20 protein-coding genes and 1 riboswitch are annotated in these 23587 nt (G+C 55.4%); all 20 genes read left to right on the top strand.

Annotated features, from left to right (window positions below):
• Positions 1-24: 24 nt before the first annotated feature.
• The 20 genes from glmU to A8990_RS27405 all read left to right on the top strand — a co-directional run bounded on the left by glmU (position 25) and on the right by A8990_RS27405 (position 23207).
• On the top strand, positions 25-1425 hold the full coding sequence (gene glmU / locus A8990_RS27500; protein ID WP_116192232.1) for a bifunctional UDP-N-acetylglucosamine diphosphorylase/glucosamine-1-phosphate N-acetyltransferase GlmU: 1401 nt from the start codon (positions 25-27) through the stop codon (positions 1423-1425).
• Between the two features lie 70 nt (positions 1426-1495).
• Positions 1496-2149, top strand: a complete 654-nt coding sequence (locus A8990_RS27495) for a 50S ribosomal protein L25 (RefSeq protein ID WP_116192231.1) — start codon at positions 1496-1498, stop codon at positions 2147-2149.
• Positions 2150-2307: 158 nt separating this feature from the next.
• The gene (gene pth / locus A8990_RS27490) at positions 2308-2868 is read left to right on the top strand and encodes an aminoacyl-tRNA hydrolase (RefSeq protein ID WP_116192230.1); all 561 of its coding nucleotides are present in this window, start codon (positions 2308-2310) and stop codon (positions 2866-2868) included.
• 142 nt (positions 2869-3010) lie between these two features.
• Positions 3011-3241 carry an anti-sigma-F factor Fin gene (gene fin, locus A8990_RS27485; RefSeq protein ID WP_116192229.1) on the top strand — a complete coding sequence of 77 codons (231 nt, stop codon included), beginning with the start codon at positions 3011-3013 and terminating at the stop codon, positions 3239-3241.
• 150 nt (positions 3242-3391) lie between these two features.
• Positions 3392-6919 (top strand): transcription-repair coupling factor, encoded by a 3528-nt coding sequence (gene mfd / locus A8990_RS27480; protein ID WP_116192253.1) that lies wholly within the window; start codon positions 3392-3394, stop codon positions 6917-6919.
• A complete protein-coding gene (locus A8990_RS27475; RefSeq protein WP_116192228.1) occupies positions 6906-8024 on the top strand; it encodes a peptidylprolyl isomerase in 1119 nt (372 codons plus the stop codon). Before mfd ends, A8990_RS27475 begins: the two co-directional genes overlap by 14 nt.
• 110 nt (positions 8025-8134) lie before the next feature.
• On the top strand, positions 8135-9184 hold the full coding sequence (locus tag A8990_RS27470; RefSeq protein WP_181909809.1) for a lactonase family protein: 1050 nt from the start codon (positions 8135-8137) through the stop codon (positions 9182-9184).
• Positions 9185-9604: 420 nt separating this feature from the next.
• On the top strand, positions 9605-10870 hold the full coding sequence (urtA, locus tag A8990_RS27465) for an urea ABC transporter substrate-binding protein (RefSeq protein WP_116192226.1): 1266 nt from the start codon (positions 9605-9607) through the stop codon (positions 10868-10870).
• Between the two features lie 87 nt (positions 10871-10957).
• Complete coding sequence (urtB, locus tag A8990_RS27460; protein WP_116192225.1) at positions 10958-11866, top strand: urea ABC transporter permease subunit UrtB; 909 nt, start codon at positions 10958-10960, stop codon at positions 11864-11866.
• 47 nt (positions 11867-11913) lie between these two features.
• Positions 11914-13008 carry an urea ABC transporter permease subunit UrtC gene (gene urtC, locus A8990_RS27455; protein WP_116192252.1) on the top strand — a complete coding sequence of 365 codons (1095 nt, stop codon included), beginning with the start codon at positions 11914-11916 and terminating at the stop codon, positions 13006-13008.
• Positions 12971-13756, top strand: a complete 786-nt coding sequence (gene urtD / locus A8990_RS27450) for an urea ABC transporter ATP-binding protein UrtD (RefSeq protein WP_116192224.1) — start codon at positions 12971-12973, stop codon at positions 13754-13756. The genes urtC and urtD overlap by 38 nt, the downstream gene beginning before the upstream one ends.
• Entirely contained in the window at positions 13728-14435 is a 708-nt protein-coding gene (gene urtE / locus A8990_RS27445) for an urea ABC transporter ATP-binding subunit UrtE (protein ID WP_425463937.1), read from the top strand. The genes urtD and urtE overlap by 29 nt, the downstream gene beginning before the upstream one ends.
• Before the next feature lie 126 nt (positions 14436-14561).
• Positions 14562-14671: riboswitch (guanidine-I (ykkC/yxkD leader) on the top strand.
• 98 nt (positions 14672-14769) lie between these two features.
• Entirely contained in the window at positions 14770-15783 is a 1014-nt protein-coding gene (locus A8990_RS27440) for an ABC transporter substrate-binding protein (RefSeq protein ID WP_116192222.1), read from the top strand.
• A gap of 5 nt (positions 15784-15788) precedes the next feature.
• Positions 15789-16646, top strand: a complete 858-nt coding sequence (locus A8990_RS27435) for an ABC transporter permease (protein WP_116192221.1) — start codon at positions 15789-15791, stop codon at positions 16644-16646.
• Between the two features lie 73 nt (positions 16647-16719).
• Positions 16720-17568, top strand: a complete 849-nt coding sequence (locus A8990_RS27430; protein ID WP_116192220.1) for an ABC transporter ATP-binding protein — start codon at positions 16720-16722, stop codon at positions 17566-17568.
• A gap of 1040 nt (positions 17569-18608) precedes the next feature.
• Complete coding sequence (spoVT, locus tag A8990_RS27425) at positions 18609-19151, top strand: stage V sporulation protein T (protein WP_116192219.1); 543 nt, start codon at positions 18609-18611, stop codon at positions 19149-19151.
• A gap of 71 nt (positions 19152-19222) precedes the next feature.
• Complete coding sequence (locus A8990_RS27420) at positions 19223-20938, top strand: polysaccharide biosynthesis protein (protein ID WP_116192218.1); 1716 nt, start codon at positions 19223-19225, stop codon at positions 20936-20938.
• A 65-nt stretch (positions 20939-21003) separates the two neighbouring features.
• On the top strand, positions 21004-22482 hold the full coding sequence (yabN, locus tag A8990_RS27415) for a bifunctional methyltransferase/pyrophosphohydrolase YabN (RefSeq protein ID WP_116192217.1): 1479 nt from the start codon (positions 21004-21006) through the stop codon (positions 22480-22482).
• A gap of 174 nt (positions 22483-22656) precedes the next feature.
• Positions 22657-22929 (top strand): HU family DNA-binding protein, encoded by a 273-nt coding sequence (locus tag A8990_RS27410; protein WP_116192216.1) that lies wholly within the window; start codon positions 22657-22659, stop codon positions 22927-22929.
• Positions 22930-22931: 2 nt separating this feature from the next.
• Positions 22932-23207, top strand: coding sequence for an RNA-binding S4 domain-containing protein (locus A8990_RS27405; protein ID WP_116192215.1), 276 nt, complete (start codon positions 22932-22934; stop codon positions 23205-23207).
• The last annotated feature ends 380 nt before the right edge of the window (positions 23208-23587 follow it).

Here is a 23587-nt window from a genome sequence, read left to right as displayed (position 1 = left end):
CTATTTATAGGAGGAGGAGTTCCTTTGAAAGTAATGGCAATTGTTCTCGCAGCAGGCCAAGGCAAACGAATGAAATCGAAATTATATAAAGTACTTCACCCGGTATGCGGCAAGCCGATGGTTGGGCATGTGCTGCAAACGGTCAAAGAAGCAAATTGTGAGCGTACCGTCGTTGTTGTTGGCCACGGTGCGGAAACGGTCCAATCGTATCTGGGCGACGGCGCAGAGTTCGTGCTTCAGGCGCAGCAGCTCGGTACAGGCCACGCCGTGCGTATGGCAGAGCCGCTGCTTGGCGAAGAGTCCGGAACGACGGTTATTTTGTATGGGGATACGCCGCTTGTTACAGCGGACACCATCAAGTCGCTGCTCGAGATTCATACGAAGAATGAAGCGGCAGCTACCGTGTTGACGGCTGTAGTGCCGAATCCGCAAGGCCTTGGCCGCATTATCCGCGACGAAGCGGGCAATGTGCTGCGCATTGTGGAGCAGAAGGATTGCACGCCGGAGCAGGCGGCAATTACGGAGATTAACACGGGCATGTACTGCTTCGACAATAAGAAGTTGTTCCAAGCGCTGGCGAAGGTGACGAACCAGAACGCGCAGGGCGAGTACTACCTGACGGATGTCATGGAAATTCTGCGTGAAGCAGGCGAAACGGTAGGTGCATACTGCACGCCGGACTACTCCGAAGGTATCGGCGTGAACGACCGCGTCGGCCTCGGCGAAGCAGAAGCGCTGATGCGCGCGCGTATCGTGCGTAAGCACCAAATTAACGGCGTAACGATTATCGATGCTGCAGCGACTTATATTGAAGCAGATGTCGAGATCGGTTCGGATACGGTCATTTATCCGGGCTCGGTTCTTCGCGGCAGTACGGTAATCGGGGAAGACTGCATCATCGGACCAAACGCGGATCTGACGGATACGAAGGTTGGCAACGGCGTAACGGTGAAGCAATCGGTCACGACAGAAGCGTTCATCGGCGATGAGTGTGCCGTAGGTCCATTTGCTTATTTGCGTCCGGGTGCGAAGCTTGGTACTGGCGTGAAAATCGGCGATTTCGTCGAAATCAAGAATGCAGAGCTTGGCGAAGGCACGAAAGTATCTCATCTGGCTTACGTGGGTGACGCGAAGGTCGGCAAAGACGTGAATATCGGCTGCGGCGCCATCACAGTCAATTATGATGGATATAACAAGTCGCTCACAGAGATCGGCGACCGTGCATTCGTCGGCAGCAACGTTAACCTCATTGCACCTGTGAAAATTGGCGACGGCGCATATGTGGTAGCAGGTTCGACGATTACGCAGGACGTGCCGGAGAACGACGTAGCAATCGCCCGCGAGCGTCAGGTGAACAAGCCGGGCTACGCGGAGAAGCTGCGCGGACGTGCCAAGGCGCGCAAGGAAAGCCAGTCCAAGGGATAACGGCGTTCGTTTATTTCAGGTCAGGAATGGGTATGAATATATGGAATCTATTTCGCAAGGAGGGTTCCACATGGCAATACCATTTCGTGCACAAGAACGGACGGTTTCGACCCAAGGCCAATTGAGACAAATGAGACAGCAGGGCAATGTACCTGGCGTCGTATATGGAACGAAGCTGAGCAAGCCGATTACGGTAACAGTGAATGAGAAGGAGCTGGCTGCGCTGCTACGCTCCCACCCGCACTCGCTGCTGGAGCTCGATATCCCTGGCGCAGGCAAGCAGCCTGTGATGCTGAATGAAGTACAGCGGGAGCCGGTCTCGCGCCATGTCATTCACGTAGACTTCCATCAAGTGAACATGAATGAAATGATTAAGACACCGGTACGCCTTGAACTTGTCGGCGATTCCGTCGGCGTTCGCGAGGGCGGCATTCTGCAGCCGATGCTGCATGAGCTGGAAATTCAATGCTTGCCGGATCGTATTCCGGAGCAGATTGAGATCAACGTAGCAAGCCTCGGCATTGGCGAGAACTTGCTGCTGTCGGACATCCAGCTGCCGGAGGGCGTAACGACGAAGATGGACAGCGACCAAGTGATCGTAACGATTCTGGCGCCTCAGCTCGAGCTTACAGCAGAGGAAGCGCACGACGAGGCCGTGGAAGCACACGAAGCCGAGCAGCGCTCGCATGAAGCAGAGATGCACGCAGTCAGATTTGAAAAATAAGGATCAAGGGCTGCAGGCAAGAAGCAGCCCTTTTTTACTTTTTTCTATGTAAAGTCGCAGGTAATTCGCCTCGGTCTGTAGAAAATATTGGACAGCAGGTAGTATCGCTGCGCAAGCAGCATGAATATTTTGTAGCAGAGCAGGAGTGAAGGTTCAGCATGAAATGGATTGTCGGACTCGGCAACCCCGGCACCGCCTATCAAGGGACGCGGCATAACGTCGGGTTTATGGTTGTAGATATGCTCGCGAAGCGCTGGGGCATCAATGTAACGCAGAGCAAATGTAAGGGCTTGATCGGTGAAGGCAACGTGGGCGGCACGAAGGTCGCGCTTATTAAACCGATGACCTATATGAATCTGTCCGGTGAGACGGTACGAGGCTTCATGGATTATTTTAAAGCCGATCTCGAGGATGCCATTATTGTTTATGATGATATGGATACAGCGACGGGCAAGATCCGTCTTCGTTACCAAGGCAGCGCAGGCGGCCATAACGGCATTAAATCGATTATTCAACATACGGGCACACAGAACTTCAATCGGATTCGCGTAGGTATCTCGCGCCCACAGCCGGGCATGAGCATATCGGACTATGTCCTCTCGAATTTCCCGAAGAGCGAAGCCGATCTGCTGAAGAGCATGGTGGAAGAGTCCTGCGATGCCGCAGAGTTCGCGCTGACGAATTCATTCGAGCGGACGATGGCCAAATATAACCGTTAAATATCGCCGTATGCGGGCATACTGAGGGTAGAATGCATACCAAGGGCAGCGAACTTGGAAGTACAACTGAACAGTGAGAGAGGCTCACTGTTTAGAGAAAGTTCGAGGGCCAGGGTATAACAACTACTCAGGAGGCATACATATGGCTGTAAATTACGTTTGCCGGCACTGTAAATCGGCCATGGGGTCGATCAACAGCGACCATGTGTCGGAGATTCAACTCGGTTTCCATTTCTTGACCCCCGAAGAGCGCAGCGATATAATAGCCTATAATCCAAACGGGGACGTTACGGTCAACGTGGTTTGCGACTACTGTCGCGAGGCAATTGATAACAACCCGGAGCTGCTGCTTGTATCGAATCCGCTGCAATAGCAGGCGGGTTTGCACGGTTAGTGCGGGACTTTAAGAGCCTTGGCGCATGGCTGAGGCTTCTTTTTTTAACTATTCATACGGTTCCTAAGGTTCCTGCGTGAACCTACTGATGGGATTGGTTTTTTTGAAAGAAACGAGGTGCCGCTGAAGTTGAAAGCATTACTGGAAGCTTACACTGCGGATACGGACTTTGGATCCATCGTATCCGGGATCAAGAAAGGGATGCAGGAGCAGCTCATTTCCGGGCTGGCAGGCTCATCAAGGCAAGTGATGATCGCGGCGCTGAAGCATGAGTTCGATCGCCCGATGCTGGTCGTCACCCACAACATGTTCGCGGCACAGAAGATCGCGGAAGACTTGGTGGAGTGCTTATCCGAGGACGAGGTGCTGCTCTATCCAGCCAATGAATTAGTCGCTGCGGAAGCAGCTATATCGAGCCCGGAAACGTTGGCTCAGCGGATGGATGTATTGATCCGGCTGTCCCAAGGGTTTCGCGGGATTGTTGTCGTGCCGTTCTCCGGCGTCCGTCGCTACCTGCCGCTTAGCAGCGTAATGGCGTCCGCGCGGGCGGAGCTGCGCGTAGGCGAGACGCTATCATTGGAAGCGTTCTTACGGCAATTGGTAGAGCTCGGCTACGAGCGTGTCGATAAGGTGGAAGGCAAAGGGGAAATGAGTGTCCGGGGCGGTATCGTCGACCTGTTCCCGCTGACTTCGCCGCATCCGTACCGGATCGAATGGTTCGACGACGAGATCGATTCGATCCGTACGTTCGATCAGACCGATCAGCGGTCGATTGAGAAGCTGCAGCATTATAGCGTGCCGCCATGCCAAGAGTTAATGGCCGATCGACGCCGTTTCGAGAATGCCGCGGAACATGCTGCGTCGCTGCTTGAGCAGCAGCTGGCGAAGATGACGGACCGGACGGCGAAGGACCGGCTGCGGTCGGAGATCGGCTCGGAGATCGAGAAGCTGCGGGAGCATCATTATTTTCCGGAAATCTATAAATATATTTCGCTGCTCTATCCGGAGCGGCAAACCTTATTCGATTATATGCCGAAGGACACGCTGCTCATCTATGACGAGCCGACGCGCCTGATTGAGACGGGCCGCCAGCTGGAGCGGGATGAAGCGGAGTGGGCGACGCATCTGATGACGCATGGCAAGGCGCTGCCTGCGCTTGCTTTGGCGCGCCCAGCGGATGACGTCCTGTTCCATCGTCCGTTCCAAACGTTGTTCTTATCCTTGTTCTTAAGGCAAATACCGCATACACAGCCGCAAAATATCCTGAACGTCGTCTGCCGCTCCATGCAGAATTTCCATGGCCAAATGAACGTGCTGAAGGCGGAGATGGAGCGCTGGCGCAAAACAGGCGCGACTGTCATTATGCTAGCTGGCAACGCCGAGCGGATGGACCGGATGCGCCGGGTGCTGCACGACTATGGCATTGAACCGCCTACGCTCCTCGAGGGGAACCTCCAGAGCGGTTTTGAGCTGCCGTCCATTCATCTGATCGTCATTACCGAGGGCGAGATGTTCTCGCAGAAGCAGCGCAAGGCGCGCCGCCTCGACAAGAAGATCGACAATGCGGAGCGCATTAAGAGCTATACGGAGCTGAAGGTTGGCGATTACGTCGTTCATCAGAACCACGGCATCGGCAAATATATGGGCATCGGCACGCTTGAAATTGCCGGTATTCATAAGGACTACATGCATATTATGTACGCGGGCGGCGACAAGCTGTCCGTTCCGATCGAACAGATTGACCTGATTCAGAAGTATGTCGGCAACGAAGAGAAAGAGCCGAAGGTCTATAAGCTTGGCGGCAGCGAATGGACACGGGTGAAGAGCAAAGCGCAGTCGTCCGTCAAGGATATTGCTGATGAGCTCATTAAGCTGTATGCGGAGCGGCAAGCGACGACGGGTTTTGCTTTTGGCCAGGATACGTCCTATCAGAATGAATTTGAAGCCATGTTCCCGTACGATGAGACGACGGATCAGCTTCGCGCGATCAGCGAGATCAAGAAGGATATGCAGACGGCGCGTCCGATGGACCGGCTGCTCTGCGGCGACGTGGGCTACGGCAAAACGGAGGTAGCGGTGCGTGCGGCGTTCAAAGCGGCAATCGAGGGCAAGCAGGTCGCGATTCTTGTGCCGACGACGATTCTCGCGCAGCAGCACTATGAGACGTTCCGCGAGCGGTTCTCGGGCTTCCCGTTCAACGTGCAGGTGCTGAGCCGATTCCGTTCGAAGAAGGATCAGACCGCGACGATGAAAGGGCTGAAGGCAGGTACGGTCGACGTTGTTATTGGCACGCACCGTCTGCTGTCGCAGGATATTATCTTTAAAGATTTGGGGCTGCTTATTGTCGATGAGGAGCAGCGTTTCGGCGTGTCGCACAAAGAGAAGCTGAAGCGGCTGAAGACGAACGTCGACGTGCTGACGCTGACGGCAACGCCGATTCCGCGGACGCTCCATATGTCAATGCTCGGCGTGCGCGACCTGTCGGTCATCGAGACGCCGCCGGAGAACCGGTTCCCGGTTCAGACGTATGTCGTCGAGTATAGTCCGTCGCTCGTCCGGGAGTCGATCGAGCGCGAGCTGGCGCGAGGCGGCCAGGTGTACTACCTCTATAACCGCGTGCAGGGCATCCATCAAATCGCGGAGCAGATCAACGGACTCGTGCCGGATGCGCGCGTCGCTGTCGGCCATGGCCAAATGTCCGAGCAGGAGCTCGAGAAGACGATTCTGGACTTCCTGGACGGGGAGTCGGATGTGCTTGTCAGCACCAGCATCATTGAGACAGGCGTTGATATTCCGAACGTGAATACGCTCATCGTCCACGATGCGGACAAGATGGGCTTGTCCCAGCTGTATCAGCTGCGCGGACGGGTCGGCCGATCGAATCGGATCGCTTACGCGTATTTCACGTATCAGCGGGATAAAGTGCTGACTGAGGTGGCCGAGAAGCGGCTGCAGTCGATTAAGGAGTTCACGGAGCTGGGCTCCGGCTTCAAGATCGCGATGCGCGACTTGTCCATCCGCGGAGCGGGCAACCTGCTCGGTGCGGAGCAGCACGGCTTCATTGCGTCCGTCGGCTTCGACCTGTACTCGCAAATGCTCGCCGATGAGATTGCCAAGCGCAAGGCCGGCATGGACGGCGAAGTCGAAGCGCCGGTGAAGGAAGTAAGCACGGTCATCGATATGAGCATCGATGCCTACTTGCCGTCTTCCTATATTTACGATAGCATACAGAAGATAGAGATTTATAAGAAAGTGGCTGCGGTGCGTGCATTGGAGGAAATTGACGATTTGCGCGAGGAGCTTGTGGACCGGTTCGGCGATTTGCCGCAGGCGGTCGACAATTTACTGTCCGTTGCCCGTCTGAAAGTGTTCGGTGCTGCATGCGGAATCGAACAAATTAGCGGAAAAGGCGACGATGTCTCGTTGAAATTCGCTGAACGGGAGAAGCAGCGGTTCGACAACAAGAAGGTTGACATGCTTTGCTTGCAGCTGGAGAACAGATTCAAGCGCTCGACCGGACAAGAGCCTTATCCTCTTATGCAATTAAGGGGCAAAGGGCTTCAGGTGGAGCAAAAGCTGGAGCTGCTGGAACGATTTTTGACGCATTATAAAGACACCATTCAATCGAAAGGGGAACTACAGAATGCTACGCACTAAAGGATGGAGAAAATCGCTCCTGCTTGTCCTTGCCGGCGTTCTTGTCATCACGCTGATGGCAAGCTGCGGCAAGAAGAACGAGGAGGCAAGCGGCGGAGTTCCAGGAGCCGGCGAAGGCAAGACGATTGCAACGTATAAGGACGGTACCGTTACGGACAAGGAGTTCAAGCTCTACTCCACGTTCTTCGGCGTCGTTCAACCGCAGACGGAAATGTACTTAAGCATTCCGCAGCTGCAGGAGCAGTTCTTGCGTGAATATATCGGGTACAAAATTTTGTACAAGCCACTTGCTGATAAGAAACAGACAGATGAAGAAAAGAAAAATGTCGATACCTTCTATACGCAGCTGAAGCAAGCGGTAGATGCGGACGAGGCAACGAAGAAGAAAGTGGACGATGCAGGACTTACGGAGAAAGACATCCGTTACTTCTTCACGATGATTTCGACGATCATGAAGGACCAAGAGAGCAAGATTACGGACGATCAAGTGAAGAAGCAATTCGACACGGTAAAAGACGACTATAACGTTATCAGCGTTCGTCATATTCTGATTACGACTGTCGATACAACAACAGGCGCAGAGAAGCGTAAAGATGCAGATGCGCTTAAGCTTGCAAAAGAAGTAAAAGCACAGCTGGATGCGGGCGGCGACTGGACAACACTTGCGAAGAAATACTCCGAAGATCCAGGCTCCAAGGATAACGGCGGTCTGTATGAAGACCAACAAGCGAAGAGCTGGGTAGCGGAATTCAAAGATGCGGCGAACAAACAGCCAATCGGCAAAATCGGCGATCCTGTGAAGACGGAGTACGGCTACCATGTCATGAAGGTTGAGAAGCGTACACCGACTGCGTTCGATAAGCTGACGGCTGCGGATAAGGAAGAACTCAAGTCCTCGCTCGCATCCACGAACTTGAACAAGTTCATGACGGACGAGCTTCCGAAGCAAATTACGAAGATCGATCTGCCGAAGGCAGAAACACCAGCGGCTGGTACGGGTAATAATGCCGGCGGCACGAATTCGGGTACAACGAACTCGGGCGGCACAACGAACACGAACAAAGACGCTACTACGAATAACAGCACAAAAACAGAAACGAAGTAATATAGGGCGATCCTAGAAGCTTCCGGTAACAACAAGACAAGCTCAGCCTGCGCATTCAAGGGCTGGGCTTGTTTTGACTTTTATACAACTATTTCTTGGGAGGTCATACAGTGGCGCAGCAGCTTTTCTTTGTAGGTTCCTATACCTCAGCGGAGCAGGAAGGCATTTCGGCCATGCTGCTTGATACGGAGACTGGCGCGATCAGCCGGTTGTCCGGTTTGGCGGGCGTTCTTAATCCATCCTTCTTACGAGTAAATAAAGCAGGCACTCATCTCTATGTAGTAAGCGAGACTGGCGCGGAGCCGGGCAGCGTGCTGAGCTACGCGCTGACAGGCGATACCGGCGGACTTACGTCGATTAATGACGCATCCACACTCGGCGGCTCGCCATGTCATGTCGAATTGCATCCAAGCGAGCGGCTGCTTGTCGCGACGAACTATACAGGCGGCAATTTCTGTTTGTATGCAATCGGAGAGGACGGCTCGGTAGAGCTTGCCGATCATATTGTGCATTCAGGCCGCGGCCCGCGCGACGATCGCCAAGAAGCGCCGCATCCGCACTCGGCGACAGTCGATCCGGCAGGACGTTATGTGCTTGTAGCTGACCTCGGCACAGACGAAGTTGTCTCGTACCGTATCGACCAGGAAGCGAAGAAACTGGTGAAGCAAGGGGCGACAGCTGCAGCACCGGGAGCGGGTCCAAGGCATATGGCGTTCCATCCGCAGCAGCCGATTCTGTATGTTATCAATGAGCTCGACTGCACCGTTGCTGTCTATAGTTATGAAGCGGAGCAGTCGCAGCTGACGCTGAAGCAGGTCATCTCGACGCTGACGGAGTCGTTCACGGATGCGACAACTTGCGCAGATATCCACGTGACTGCTGACGGACGCTTCCTATATGCATCGAACCGTGGGCATGACAGCATCGCGGTTTATCGAGTGGATGCGGGTGGTACGCTTGAGCTCGTGCAGTTCGCGCCAAGCGGCGGGCAGACGCCGCGTAACTTCGCGATTTCGCCGGATGGGGAGTATTTGGTGGCAGCGAATCAGGAATCGAGCAATATCGTCACGTATCGCATCGATCAGGCGACAGGCGAGCTGCAGCCGACAGGGTACAGCATCGAGACGAACAAGCCAGTTTGCATTGCATTCGTGAAGTAAGTAAGGCAGAAGCAGAAGTGGAAAGTGGAGCCGGATGAGCAGAGGGATCTGCTTGTCCGTTTTTTTGTGCGCTTTGGTTTTCCAATTGGCGAGGCAGCATGGATGGCAACAGGGAAATGGAATAAATTGCACAACTTGCTTGTCCGGCTTTTCGCATTTCTGAGGAGGACGCACATGTTAGGTTTGAGTTATGTCAGTCGATAACTCAATGCTTTTCTAATCAAATTATATGTAATTAAATCTAACATAAATATGATATTCCGTCTCGGCACATCCGCAACAAAAGAAATATTTAGCTCTTTTGTGTAAAGTTTATTGACATGAATCTAAACCGGATTCTATAATGAGACCACGAACGTTGGAAGCCATATCCAGTAAAACGTTCGGAATAGAGAAAAAATAGGGATTGGGAGTGGGAGAATGAAGAGTAGGAAGGCTAAAAGCGGTGCGGCAGTGCTTATTGCATTATGCTTGGCGCTTGCGGGGTGCGGTACAGACAATAATAAAGCCGCATCAACGGATGAGGCCGCACAGACGACAGATTCGGCGAGCTCAAGCAGCGGCGGGGAAATTAAAGTCGGCATTCTTCATTCTCTCAGCGGCACGATGGCGATCAGCGAGGTGTCTGTGAAAGACTCGGAAATGATGGCGATCGACGAAATCAATGCCAAAGGCGGCGTGCTCGGGAAGAAGATCGTGCCGGTCGTCGAAGACGGCGCATCGGATTGGCCGACCTTTGCGGAGAAGGCGCGAAAGCTCATCTCCGAAGATAAAGTCGCGACGGTGTTCGGCGGATGGACGTCCTCGAGCCGCAAAGCGATGCTGCCCGTATTCGAGGAACTGAAGGGCTTGCTCTGGTATCCGGTGCAGTATGAAGGACTGGAGCAATCACCGTACATCATGTACACAGGCGCTACAACGAACCAACAGATCGTGCCCGCAGTCAGCTGGCTCCTCCAGAACAAAGGCAAGAAATTTTTCCTCCTTGGTTCAGACTACGTATTCCCGCGCACAGCAAACAAAATCATCAAAGAACAGCTTAAGGTCGAAGGCGGAGAGCTCGCAGGCGAAGAGTATACGCCGCTCGGCCATACCGATTACGCCACAGTCATCGCCAAGATTAAAGAAGCGAAGCCGGATGTCGTGTTCAACACGCTGAACGGCGACAGCAACGTCGCGTTCTTCAAACAGCTGAAGGATGCCGGCATTACCTCCAAAGACCTCACGACCTTGTCCGTTTCCGTTGCGGAAGAAGAAATTCGCGGTATCGGCACAGACGTCCTCGCAGGTACATACGCCGCATGGAACTACTACCAAACGACAGACACCCCTGCCAACAAAACATTCGTTGAGAACTATAAGAAGAAATACGGCGAGGACCGCGTGACGGCCGACCCGATTGAAGCGGGCTACGATGCCGTTTACCTGTGGGCTGCAGCAGTTGAGAAGGCGGGCTCCACGGACGTCGAGAAAGTGAAAAACGCGGCGAAAGGCCTCGAGTGGGACGCGCCGGAAGGTAAAGTGAAGATTGACGGCGATACCCAGCACTTGTACAAAACAGTCCGTATCGGCGAGGTGCAGACGGACGGCCAGTTCAAGGAAGTGTGGAATTCAGGCGACCCGGTGAAGCCGGATCCGTTCCTGAAAGGTTACACGTGGGCGGCTAGCCTCAGCGAAGGCAAGTAAGAATCCCTCCATGATGAAAATCGTGCCGTGCCGCCGCTGCCCGGCGGTGCGGCCGTTTTCGCTTGTTGGACGATAAGGGGTGGGTGCATGGACGTTGTCGTACTGCAGCTGTTTAACGGAATTAGCGTCAGCTCGATTTTGCTGCTGATTGCGCTGGGGTTATCCATTACGTTCGGGCTCATGAAGGTCATTAATATGGCGCATGGCGAGCTCATTATGATCGGGGCGTACACCGCCTACGTTGTGCAAAATCTGTTCACCTCCTACATGCCAGCCTCGCTCTTCGGCTGGTACTTCGTTCTCGCTATCCCTGCGAGCTTCATCGTCGCTTTCTTATTCGGTCTTGTCCTCGAAATGGGTCTCATCCGCTTCTTATATGGGCGCCCGCTCGACAGCCTGCTTGCCACTTGGGGCGTCGGTCTCATGCTCCAGCAGATTGCACGCAGCATCTTCGGCGCGCCGAATGTCGGCGTCACGAGTCCGGAGTGGCTGAACGGCGGTATGACAGTGCTCGGTGATGTTGTCTTACCATACAAAAGGTTGTTTATTCTCGGTCTCGTGCTCGTCTGCTTGTTCCTCATGTATGTGTACATCTACCGTAGTCACTCCGGACGTAGGATGCGGGCGGTCATGCAGAACCGGGAGATGGCGGCCTGCCTCGGCATCTCGACGCGCCGCGTCGATGCGGTAACCTTCGCGATCGGCTCGGGCATCGCCGGAATTGCGGGCTGCGCGCTAACGCTCATTGGACCAATCGGGCCGTCTATCGGCACTTATTATATTGTCGACGCCTTTATGGTCGTCGTGCTTGGAGGCGTAGGCAAGCTCGTCGGCACCGTGTTCGGCGCGGTCGGAATCGGCTTGTCGAATACGTTGTTCGAATATTGGACGACGGCTTCGCTCGGGAAGGTGCTTGTGTTCTTGTGCATCGTTGCATTCCTGCAGTGGAAGCCAAGCGGGCTTGTGGCGATGCGTTCACGATCGCTTGATAACTAATAAGCGGAGGTTGCGACATGCGATCCTCGGCGAAAGGTGGTGTGGGCATGCAGCTACGAACATGGACATCCCGGCGGCTATGGCTCTTGGCGGTTTATGCTGCATCGGCGGCCGTTCTCTTCTGCGCGCCGCTTATGCTAAGCGACTTCCGGCTTAACCTGCTGGCTAAATTTCTGGCGTATGCCATTGTTGCATTGGGGCTCGACCTGATTTGGGGCTATACGGGCATACTCAGCCTCGGCCACGGCGTATTCTTCGGCTTGGGCGGCTATGCGATGGCGATGTACTTGAAGCTTGCGGCGAGCGGAGGCAGGCTGCCGGACTTCATGGATTGGAGCGGCCTAACCGTGCTGCCATGGTTTTGGAAGCCCTTCGAGTCCATTGGCTTCGCGATTGCCGCAGGCATTCTGCTGCCGGCACTGCTTGCGCTTATCCTCGGCTATGTGACGTTTCGCAACCGAATTCGCGGCGTCTACTTTACAATCCTCACGCAGGCGCTTGTTATCATCACGACGACGCTGTTCGTCGGGCAGCAAGCGTACACGGGCGGAACCAACGGCGTGACGGGCTACAGCAAGCTGTTCGGCTATTCGCTCGCATCTCCGGAAACGAAACGCTGGTTGTATTTTGTAACCGTGGGGGTGCTCATTGGCGCTTTCCTGCTCTGTCGATTCCTTGTTAAGAGCCGCTTCGGCAAAGTGCTCCGCGCGATCAGGGACGGCGAGAACCGGGTGCGCTTCATCGGATACAATCCGGCGATCTACCAGATGGTCGCTTTTGCAATATCGGCTGGGCTCGCAGGTCTTGCGGGTATGCTGTTCGTGCTGCATGTCGGCATTATCTCGCCGTCGATGATGGGCATCGTGCCGTCGATCGAGATGGTGCTCTGGGTAGCTATTGGCGGTCGGGGCACGCTTGGCGGTGCTGTTCTTGGAGCGGTGCTGCTCAACTCTGCGAAGAGTACGTTCAGCGAGTCTTATCCGGATATGTGGACGTTATTCCTTGGTGCATTGTTTGTCGTTGTTGTCGTGTTCCTGCCAAAAGGCGCTGCCGGGCTGATCGGCCAGTTAAGAGGGATTGGAAGAAGAAAGGGGAGGGAGTCGGATGAGCGAACGAGTGGAGTCCGTAATCCTGCAGTGTGACGGTGTGACCGTTGATTTCGACGGCTTCAAGGCGGTACAAGGGATGGACCTGACGCTGACGCGCGGCGAGCTGCGGTTTCTCATCGGGCCGAACGGCGCTGGCAAAACGACCATGCTGGACGTGATCTGCGGCAAAGTGAAGCCGGCTTCGGGCAAAGTGATGCTGCGAGGCGGCGTGGATATTACGCGCAAGCGGGAGCATCAGATTGCGGAGCTAGGCATTGGCCGGAAGTTTCAGACACCGTCGATCTTCCCATCGCTGACCGTCTATGACAATCTCGAAATCGCGATGAAGCAGAATCGAAGCGTCTTCGCCGCACTGCGCGCCAAGCTGCGATCGGGAGAAACGGATCGGTTAGCGGCGCAGCTGGAGATGGTCGGTCTGCAAGGGAAAGCAGACTGGCGGGCAGGCGGGCTGTCGCATGGCGAGAAGCAGTGGCTCGAGATCGGCATGATGCTGCTGCAGGAGCCGGAGATTTTGCTGCTCGATGAGCCTGTTGCAGGCATGACCGACCGGGAGACGGAGAAAACCGGCGAGCTGCTGCAGCATATCCGCAAGACGCAGTCGATTGTCGTGGTCGAGCACGATATGGAATTCGTGCGCAGCTTCGCGAGCAAGGTGACGGTCATGCACGAAGGGCGGCTGCTGAAGGAAGGGTCGATGGAAGAGGTGCAGCGCGATGACCGCGTGGCAGAAGTGTATTTAGGGAAAAGGCGGGATGCCGATGCTAGCCGTTCAACAGCTTGAAGCGGGATACGGAGAGAGCGTCATCTTAAGGCAGGTGACGCTCCAGGTGAAGCCGGGGCAGGTTGTCTGCCTGCTCGGGCGCAACGGAGTCGGCAAGACGACGCTCATGAAGAGCATCATGGGCGTGCTCAAGGCGCGCCGGGGAACGGTGACTTTCAAAGGCAATGATCTCACGAAGCGGCCGCCGGGTGAGCGGGCGAAGAAAGGGATCGGCTACGTGCCGCAGGGGCGTGAGATATTCCCGCAGCTGACGGTGTTCGAGAATGTGCTGCTCGGACTGGAAGCAGCCAAGGGGAAGAAGCGGCACCTCGCGATACCGGAGTCCGCGATCGCCAAGTTTCCGGTGCTTCCTGCGATGTATGACCGCAGGGGCGGGGATTTGAGCGGCGGCCAGCAGCAGCAGCTTGCTTTTGCCAGAGCGCTCGCAGCGGGACCGGAGCTGCTGCTGCTCGACGAGCCATGCGAAGGCATTCAGCCGTCCATCGTGGAGGATATCCGCGATGTGATCCGCTCGATCAAGTCGGGCGGGGAGATGTCGATTCTGCTTGCGGAGCAAAGCTTGGAGTTCGTGAAGAGCGTCGGCGACTATTTCTACATCATCGAGAAAGGTTCGATCGCCTGGGAAGGCGGTCTCTCCGACTTGAATGATGAGGTCATCCGGCATTACTTGACTGTGTAGCTCATGTAAATGTGTAATAAAACCTAACACAAGTGTTGACATACCCATAACCATCCTTTTATTATACAGATAGATGTTAGATAATCTAACAAACAAAATATCGGTTCCCCGCATTCCGATAGGGAACAACAAGCTGTCTAGGGTTCCGTAGCACTGCGCTAAAGTGCTAGCTGGTCCGAGAGATGGCGTATGAAGCCCTCGCTTCATATACACGGAAGGATAAAAGCCTGGGAGATGAACTCTCCTTAGGCTTTTTCTATTCTTGTACAAAGGTTCCCGCCTGCTGCGGGGCTGCCTTGAGGTGCAATAGAGAAAACGATGGGAGTGGGGACGAATGAAGAGAAGGATGAAACGAACGGTTACGGTAGCTGTACTTGCTGCAATGCTTATTACGCTCGCTGGCTGCGGGGGCTCGAAAGACGCTTCGACAGGCGTGGATGATTCACCGATTACGATTGCGCTCAGCCCATGGCCGGGCTGGTTCTTCTGGTTCCTCGTCGATGAGAAAGGCTTCTTCGACAAGCATGGCGTCAAAGTCGATCTCAAGTGGTTCCCGGTCTACAGCGATTCCCTCCAAGCGCTCTCGACGGGCAAGGTGGACGCCAACAGCCAGACGCTGAGCGATACGTTAGCTCCGGCATCGAAGGGCATTGGTCTTAAAGCGGTACTCGTCAACGATAACTCTTTCGGCGGCGATGCAATTGTAAGCAAGCCTGACATCACGTCGATCAAGGATTTGAAAGGCAAGACGGTAGCGACCGAGCTTGGTACAGTCGATCATCTTCTCCTTTTGACGGCTCTCGCGCAGAACGGATTGTCCGAGAAGGATGTCAATTACGTCAATATGACGGTTAACGATGCAGGTCCAGCGTTTATCTCCGGCAAAACAGACGCATCCGTCCTATGGGAGCCGTTCCAGACCAAAGCGGTGAAGGAAGGCAAGGGCAAGGTGCTCTTCTCCTCGAAGGATACGCCGGGACTTATTCCCGATCTGCTCGTGTTCCGCGATGATGTCGTGAAGAATCGCCCGGATGACATCCAGAAGATCGTTGACGCATGGTTCGATGCGTTGGAGTACTTCAAGACACACCAAGATGAAGCGATCGAGCTCATGGCGAAGAAGGCGGAGACAACGCCGGAAGACTTCAAGCTTGGACTTGAGAGCATCAAGCTGTTCACGAAGGAAGACAACGTTACGGCGTTCGGCAAGCGCGAAGAGTACACTTCGCTACCTTACACGGCGCAGAAGACGGCGGACTTCCTGAAGAACCTCGATATGGTCGATGAAATTAAAGATTTTGACGCCCTCTTCGATTCATCGTTTGTTGAAAAAGCAGCGAAGGAGTGAGCGCTATGACCGCGCCAACGACAACGACGACAACTACCGCATCAGCGGCTGCACCAGCAACTGCAACGAGAGCGAAGAAGAGAAAGCCGGACCGGCTTCAAATCTTCAAAGATATTGGCAACCGGCCTTTTGCATTCACGGCAGGCTTCTCCTTCCTCCTGCTGTTCGCGGTCTGGTCGCTGCTCAGCTATACAGAATCGGTCAATCCGGTCTTCCTGCCGACGCCGGATAAAGTGTTCGTCGAGATGTTCCATATGCTCGGCACCAGCGAGTATTGGCATCACATCGGCATCAGCGTTTTCCGTGTATCGGCGGGCTTCCTGCTCGCTTGTGTCATCGGCATTCCGATCGGCATCTTCGCCGGGACGTTCAAGTACGGCGAGGCATTCGTCGAGCCGCCGATGGAGTTCATTCGCTACATGCCGGCTGTCGCGTTCATTCCGCTCATCATGGTATGGGCAGGTATCGGGGAATGGGCGAAAATCCTCCTCATCTTCATCGGCTGCTTCTTCCAGCTCGTGCTGATGGTGGCCGACAATACTAGGCGCGTCTCACATGATCTGCTGCAAGCTTCGTTCACACTTGGTGCCGGGCGGTGGAAGGCGATCGAAACGGTGCTTATCCCGGCTATTCAGCCGCAGCTTATGAACACACTCCGGCTCATCCTTGGCTGGGCATGGACGTACCTCGTCGTCGCGGAGCTTGTCGCGGTCAATAGCGGTCTCGGCTACGCCATTATGAAGGCGCAGCGGTTCCTCAACACCGATCAAATCTTCGTCGGCATCATCGTCATCGGGCTGCTCGGGCTTATCAGCGACCGGATTTTCGCGTTCTTGAACCGCCGGCTGTTCCCTTGGGCATAGAAGCAGAAGCTTAGAAGCTTAGAAGCCCGTCATTCCGCATTAAACGATAGCGACTGATTAAGGAGTGAGTGCCATGGAAGCGGCAAAACGGACAGCGGAGGCTGCTCCGCTGCAGGATAAAGCGGGAAGAAGCGTCCGCGCGGTAGAGACAGACAAAGCGTCGGCGCAGCGGGGCGAGATTGCGATTAGCGGCCTAAGCAAAGTGTACGAAACGAAGAAAAGCCGGTTTGAAGCGCTGCGCGGCATCGATTTGAACGTGCGGACGAACGAGTTCGTGACGATCGTCGGCCCATCCGGCTGCGGCAAATCAACGCTGCTCCGCATTGTGGCAGGGCTCGATGAGCTGAGCGAAGGCTTGGTGACACTGGACGGTGAAGAGGTTATCGGTCCGGGAGCGGAGCGGGGCATGGTGTTCCAGGGCTACACGCTGTTCCCGTGGCTCACAGTGCGCGAGAACATCGAGTACGGCCCGAAGCTGAAGGGCATATCGACGCTGGAGCGCCGGGCGATCAGCAATCATTTTCTGAAAGTGATCAAGCTGGAGTCGTTCGCCAATGCGTACCCGAAGCAGCTGTCCGGCGGCATGAAGCAGCGGGTTGCCATCGCAAGGGCGCTTGCCAATCGGCCGAAGGTGCTGCTTATGGATGAGCCATTCGGCGCGCTTGATGCGCAGACAAAGCTTGAAATGCAGGAGATGCTGCTTGAGGTGTGGGAGAAAGAGAAGACGACCGTTCTCTTCATCACTCACGACATCGACGAGGCGGTATTCCTGTCGCAGCGAGTCGTCGTCATGGGAGCAGGTCCCGGGCGGATCTTGAAGACATTTGATGTTATGCTGCCGGCTCAGCGGACACCGGAGGTGCGCGAGCTGCCGGAATTTCTGGCGCTGAAGCGGGAGCTTGGGCTGTTGTTGAAGCATTAAACACGGGGGAGTGACCGAAGGATGCCGAAGGAGACGAAGACAGGGACCGCTACGAGAACGAAAAATGCTTCAAGTCATCAAGACGCAAATCCGCGAAGTAACTTCAATAAACGATTGCTGGGGCTGTTCGGTCATATCGTGAGGATTATGTTTTTCCGGCATTCTGCCGCGCTTCGTTAGAGCGTCGGGGGATGAGGGTGTTGCCCCTGTAGCGATCGCAGAAGGTGCCGAAAGAGCAGTGAAACTGGTAGGCGGATTCGCCGCGTGGTATCGCTGCGGGGACAGGCCGGAGCGATTGGCCGGATCACGGCTCAGCGCCGCCTGCGGCGACTGCCGGAGCACAGCACAGCGACCGCCGCAGGAGCGCGCTCCGCAAAGGGGGATTGGCCGCGTGGCCTCGCTGCGGCGACTGCCGGATCCAGCACAACGGCCCCACCCCACCCGCTATATTGGATAAATCCACTCATTTTCTCCAAAATAGCTGCTTCTCCGAAGCTATATTGGATTTTTCTACTCATTTTTGGCTGAAAGGGCGATTATAGCCGCTTTTAAGCAGAAATGAGTGGATTTTTCCATTATAGACCACAAATCAAGCCGATTTCGGCCTTCTATAATGGATATATCCATTGTGGCTCAAGCTGCCGGATCGAATCCAACGGATCGAATCCGGCGTTCGTGAGTTCGCGCCCCATAATCGGCATTAGAAACTAGGCGCACCGGGCTGCCGCTCTCATTCGAGCGGCAGTTTTTTCGTTTTTAGCCACCTCTTTGGATATTTCCAACTAATTAGTGCAGGCTAGCTGTTAATGGAGGCCGCGCACTTGCATCCAGGACTGAAGTGGTAGATCTCTCCAGCCGCGGTGAATCAAGGCTTTAGCCCCTTTTCCACGTGCATAAGAAATTGGGAGGGGATGAATACTATGGTCAGATCGATAATCACCTTATTCAAGGATCCTCTCCTCTTGAACCATAGAAATTGCAGCAAGCGCGTTAACTCCAGTCCAATTCAAAACCTTCAAGGAAAGTGGGGCAACTAGAACATGAAAGCAACTGGAATTGTCCGTCGTATCGATGATCTCGGCCGGGTCGTTATCCCGAAGGAAATTCGCCGAACACTGCGTATACGCGAGGGCGACCCGCTGGAAATATTCGTTGATCGCGATGGAGAAGTGATTTTGAAGAAATACTCCCCGATCGGGGAGCTTGGCGACTTTGCCAAGGAATATGCGGAGTCTCTCTCGGAGAGCACGAGTCATATTACCTTGATTACAGACAGGGATAACATTATTGCAGTAGCGGGAGCGTCCAAGAAGGACTACCTCGAGAAGCAGATCGGATCGATGCTGGAAAACTGTATGGAAAACCGCAAGACCGTGATGGAAGCGGGCGGCGGCTCGTTTGAAGTGGTGAAGGATATCGGCGAGACGTTCAGCTCCTTCGTGGCTGCGCCTATCGTGGCGGGCGGCGATCCAATCGGTACAGTCGTCCTGCTGAGCAAGGATGAGAATACGAAGATGTCGCAGATGGAAACGAAGATGGCAGAAACGGCAGCCGGTTTCCTCGCGAAGCAAATGGAGCAGTAGCACATAATAAGCTTCCTTGAAGAGCGGTCTTCTTGGGAGCTTTTTTCTGTATCATTGCACTTTGGGGTATAATGGGAGCAGGAGAAGAGATAGGCAGGTGCAGGTTGTTGAAATATAGGCAGGAGATTGGAGCAAGCTCGAGCAGGAGTGCGGGCTTCGGCGGTGGACGGGCAGTCGTGTTTAAGGGAGCCGCGCTTATGGGGGCCGCGGCGCTCATTAGCAAAGCGCTCGGGACGCTCCAGAAGATTCCGCTGCAAAATATAGCCGGTGACCGCGTGTTCGGCATTTATAACGCGGTAGCTCCGCTCTACCAGCTGCTGCTGGCGATTGTGTCGTCCGGGTTCCCGGTTGCGATATCGATTCTTGTTGCCGAGCGGGAGGTGCATGGCGATCACAGCGGGGCGGGGCGAATATTAAGGGCCAGCGCCATGTTGTTGTTCGGCTACGGCGCGGTGCTCTTTGTCCCGATGTGGGGCGGGGCTGACGTGGTCGCCGCATGGATGGGCGATACGGAAGCGGCGCAGGCGATCCGAATGTCTGCGCTCGCGCTGTGGGTTGTGCCTGTTATGGCTGCACTGCGCGGCTATTATCAGGGACGGAATGAAATGCTGCCGTCCGCTGCTTCGCAGCTGTCGGAGCAGACCGTTCGCGTTGCGGGCATGCTGACGCTGCTGGCGATCGGCTGGCATTACGGCTGGGGCGATGCGAAGCTCGCCGCCGGTGCGACAGCAGGCTCGGCAATCGGAGGGACGGCCGGGCTTGCGGTCATGGTTGGGATATGGCTGCGGGAGCGGCGTGGCGTTCAGGTCGTGAGACGGCTTGGAAGTCTCGGTGGTCAAGCCTCTGGCGAATGGACGAGCCTTCAAGCCTTAATGCGCCGACTCATTATGCTTGCAATACCGGTGACGCTCGGGGCGCTTGCCGTGCCGATGCTAGGCGTCGTCGATTCTTTTACAGTGCCGCGGCTTCTGCGCGCCGCGGGCGATGAACAGGCCGAAGCGATGGCGCTCTTCGGCCTCTATAGCCGGGGCCAGCCGCTTGTGCAGCTGGTCGTCATGGTTGCTGGCGCGATGGGCACCGCGCTCATTCCCGCGCTTGCGGCCGCGCGCTTGCACGGCGACAAGGCTGCGATGCGGGAGCACGCGACCTTCGTGCTGCGCTTCGCGTGGGCGCTCGGCGCAGCCGCGGCAATCGGGCTCGCGGCGCTGGCCGAGCCCATCAATGTGATGCTGTACGCGGACGATGAAGGCACGCGTACGTTCGCCCTTGTCGGGTGCACGGCGCTGGCCGGCACCGTCAGTGCGCTAACCGCGGCGGTGCTGCAAGGGCTCGGGGCGGTTCGCGCCCCCGCCCTGTTCATGCTCGCCGCGGCAGCGCTGAAGGCGGCGCTCAACGCCGCCCTCGTGCCGGCGTTTGGCATCGCCGGCGCCGCCTGCGCCGGAATCGCGGCGCTCATGGCGGCCGCCCTGCTCGGCACGGGCGCCGTCCGCCGCGCCGCCGGCGCGGCCATGCCCGCGCGGCGCACCGCGGGCATCGCACTCGCACTCGCGGTCATGGCCGCGGTGCTCGTTCCGGCCGAGCGCGGCGCAGCCTCGCTGCTCGGCCCATTGCCGCCGCGTGCGGCGGCGGCTGCGCTCGCGCTCGGGGGCGTCGCCCTCGGCGGAGCGGTGTTCCTCGCCGCCGTGCTTCGCTTCGGCGGCATCACCGCGCGCGAGCTGCGCGCGCTCCCGGGCGGCGGCGCGCTCGCCGCCAAGCTGCAGGCCTTGCGGCTGCTCCCGCGCGACTAGCTTAGGTTTTATCCTAATATCATACACGCAATCGATCATCACCAACCTTCCAAGGAGGAATACATATGCCAACAACCATTACCGTCGTCGGACTCGGCTCCGGGGACGAAGATCAGCTGACGCTGGGCGTTTGGCGCCGGCTGCAGGAAGCGGAGCACCGCTATGTGCGTACGGACAAGCATCCGATGATGCGCTTGTTCCACGACAACAAGCTGAGCTACGAGTCGTTCGACACCATCTACGAGCAGATGGATTCGTTCCCGGACGTCTACGAAGCGATTACCACACAGCTGATTGAGAATGCTGCAACCAAGGGTAATGTCATTTACGCCGTTCCTGGACATCCGATGGTGGCGGAGCGAAGCGTGCAGCTGCTGCGGGAGCGATGCCCGGAGCACGACATTGAACTGCACATTCTCGGCGGCGAGAGCTTCCTCGATCAAGCTTTTACAAGGCTCGGATTTGACCCGATCGAAGGTTTTCAGCTGCTGGACGCGGCTGAGCTGAAGTCTTCGCTGATCCGGACTGATCTGCACACCGTTATTGGACAAGTGTACGACGAGTACACCGCCTCTGACGTCAAGCTTTCGCTAATGGAGCTGCTGCCTGACGATCATCCGATCGTAATTGGTCATGCGCTTGGCGTTCCCGGCGAGGAGCAGATCCTGACGGTGCCGTTGTACGAACTGGACCGCACACCCGGCTACGGTAATCTTTCTCTGATTTACTTGCCTCGTTCGTCCGACGACGCCCTTCGCAACCGCACGTTTGAACGGCTGCATGAGATCGTTGCGATTCTTCGCAGTCCGGAAGGCTGCCCGTGGGACCATGAGCAGACGCATCTCTCGATCCGCAAGAACTTCATCGAAGAGACGTATGAAGCGATCGAAGCCATCGATAACGACGATCCTGACGGCATGCGCGAAGAGTTCGGCGATGTCATTTTGCAGGTGATGCTGCACAGCCAGATGGAAGAGGAAGTAGGAACCTTTTCCGTCTATGATGTCATTCAGTCGCTCAATGAGAAGCTGCTGTTCCGCCATCCTCATGTATTTGGCGATACCGACGCCAATAACGCAGCCGAAGCGCTTGCGAATTGGGATCAGATGAAAGCCGAGGAGAAGCAGCGCAAAGGCATCGATGTGTCCCAAGCGTCGCAGCTGGACGGCATTCCGCCAGGTCTGCCAGAACTGATGAAAGCTTATAAGCTTCAGAAGAAAGCGGCGAAGGTTGGATTCGATTGGGATACGGCAGGTCCGATGCTGGACAAGATTGCCGAGGAGCTTGCTGAACTGCGTGAAGCGATCGCTAGCAAGGATGCGGAGGAACAAGCGGGTGAGCTTGGAGATCTATTATTTGCAGCTGTAAATGCGGCGCGATTCATAAAAGCAGATCCCGAAGAGGCTCTAGCACGTACGAATCAAAAATTTAAGAAACGATTTTCATATATTGAGGAACAGCTTCGTATAAGCGGCCGAACCTTTGACCACACTGATTTAACAGAGATGGATCGTTACTGGGAAGAAGCAAAACGGCTTCCCTAGTAAATAGAGAAAGAGATTCGTCAAATTTCGGCTTTTTTCCTCACAAACTCCGAAAATATTTTCCAAAAAGCAGGATTTATTTGCTAACTGCAGAATAGTACCACTTGAGGGAATCAGCTATGCGGCGGCGTTTAGCTGCCTAAAAGTATAATTCATTTAGGAGGTAATTGAAGAATGAACAAGACTGACTTGATCAACAACATTGCATCTAAGAGCGGACTCACTAAGCGTGACGTGGAATCCGTATTGAACGGCTTCCTGGGTGAAGTTACAGATGCACTTGCAAGCGGCGACAAAGTACAACTGATCGGCTTCGGCACATTCGAAACGCGTAAGCGTTCCGGTCGTACTGGCCGTAACCCGCAAACAGGCAACCCGATCACAATTGCAGAATCCAAGGTTCCAGCGTTCAAAGCCGGCAATAAACTGAAGGACGCAATTAAGTAATCATGCGTCTTGATAAATTTCTCAAAGTATCGCGTTTGATCAAGCGGCGTACCGTCGCGAAGGACGTCTCCGAGCAAGGGCGCGTCTGGATCAACGATCGTGAAGCCAAAGCAAGCAGCACCGTCAAAGTCGGCGACGAGCTGAAGATTGGGTACGGCCAGAAAATCGTCACCGTTCGTGTTGAACGGATTGTGGAGACGACCAAGAAGGACGAGGCTAGCGGTATGTATACTTTGCTGAAAGAAGAAGCGCGTCAGTCCGAGAAGTTCGAGCTCTAAGTTCTCTTCGACTGGCAATGGCAGCACCGGCCGTTCCGTTACATGCGGGACGGCCTTTTGTGCGCTTGGCAGCGCAATCGACTAAGGAGTGAAAGTCTCTAGCACACCGCGAGGTGGCGGAAGTGCATAGCTGACGCATAGTGCTTTGTCCGCGAGGAGAGGTGCGGAGGATGCGAAGGCAAAACCCGGAACAGGCGGCATACCAAGTTGGCTGACAGAGCCGGATAACCCTGCAAAAGAAGGGGAGGTCCAATACCACCAGTGGCTCTGGAAGTTAGGAGGACTGGTTTCGGGGGAAAGTCGGTTGACGTGACCCAAGGAGATCTCATCGTCTCCGCTAAGAAGCGGTAACCCTTGTTCGAAACCGTGACGGTTAAGGC

Source organism: Paenibacillus taihuensis, assembly GCF_003386535.1.
Classification (GTDB): domain Bacteria; phylum Bacillota; class Bacilli; order Paenibacillales; family Paenibacillaceae; genus Paenibacillus_Z; species Paenibacillus_Z taihuensis.
The sequence above is the reverse complement of the archived record's forward strand: the minus strand, read 5'-3'. Positions and strand labels throughout refer to the sequence as shown.

Coding starts and splice junctions, on each gene's coding strand:
- A8990_RS27495 (WP_116192231.1), top strand. CDS start 1,496: ATGGCAATACCATTTCGTGCACAAGAACGGACGGTTTCGACCCAAGGC.
- pth (WP_116192230.1), top strand. CDS start 2,308: ATGAAATGGATTGTCGGACTCGGCAACCCCGGCACCGCCTATCAAGGG.
- fin (WP_116192229.1), top strand. CDS start 3,011: ATGGCTGTAAATTACGTTTGCCGGCACTGTAAATCGGCCATGGGGTCG.
- A8990_RS27475 (WP_116192228.1), top strand. CDS start 6,906: ATGCTACGCACTAAAGGATGGAGAAAATCGCTCCTGCTTGTCCTTGCC.
- urtA (WP_116192226.1), top strand. CDS start 9,605: ATGAAGAGTAGGAAGGCTAAAAGCGGTGCGGCAGTGCTTATTGCATTA.
- urtB (WP_116192225.1), top strand. CDS start 10,958: ATGGACGTTGTCGTACTGCAGCTGTTTAACGGAATTAGCGTCAGCTCG.
- urtC (WP_116192252.1), top strand. CDS start 11,914: ATGCAGCTACGAACATGGACATCCCGGCGGCTATGGCTCTTGGCGGTT.
- urtD (WP_116192224.1), top strand. CDS start 12,971: ATGAGCGAACGAGTGGAGTCCGTAATCCTGCAGTGTGACGGTGTGACC.
- urtE (WP_425463937.1), top strand. CDS start 13,728: ATGCCGATGCTAGCCGTTCAACAGCTTGAAGCGGGATACGGAGAGAGC.
- A8990_RS27440 (WP_116192222.1), top strand. CDS start 14,770: ATGAAGAGAAGGATGAAACGAACGGTTACGGTAGCTGTACTTGCTGCA.
- A8990_RS27435 (WP_116192221.1), top strand. CDS start 15,789: ATGACCGCGCCAACGACAACGACGACAACTACCGCATCAGCGGCTGCA.
- A8990_RS27430 (WP_116192220.1), top strand. CDS start 16,720: ATGGAAGCGGCAAAACGGACAGCGGAGGCTGCTCCGCTGCAGGATAAA.
- spoVT (WP_116192219.1), top strand. CDS start 18,609: ATGAAAGCAACTGGAATTGTCCGTCGTATCGATGATCTCGGCCGGGTC.
- A8990_RS27420 (WP_116192218.1), top strand. CDS start 19,223: ATGGGAGCAGGAGAAGAGATAGGCAGGTGCAGGTTGTTGAAATATAGG.
- yabN (WP_116192217.1), top strand. CDS start 21,004: ATGCCAACAACCATTACCGTCGTCGGACTCGGCTCCGGGGACGAAGAT.
- A8990_RS27410 (WP_116192216.1), top strand. CDS start 22,657: ATGAACAAGACTGACTTGATCAACAACATTGCATCTAAGAGCGGACTC.
- A8990_RS27405 (WP_116192215.1), top strand. CDS start 22,932: ATGCGTCTTGATAAATTTCTCAAAGTATCGCGTTTGATCAAGCGGCGT.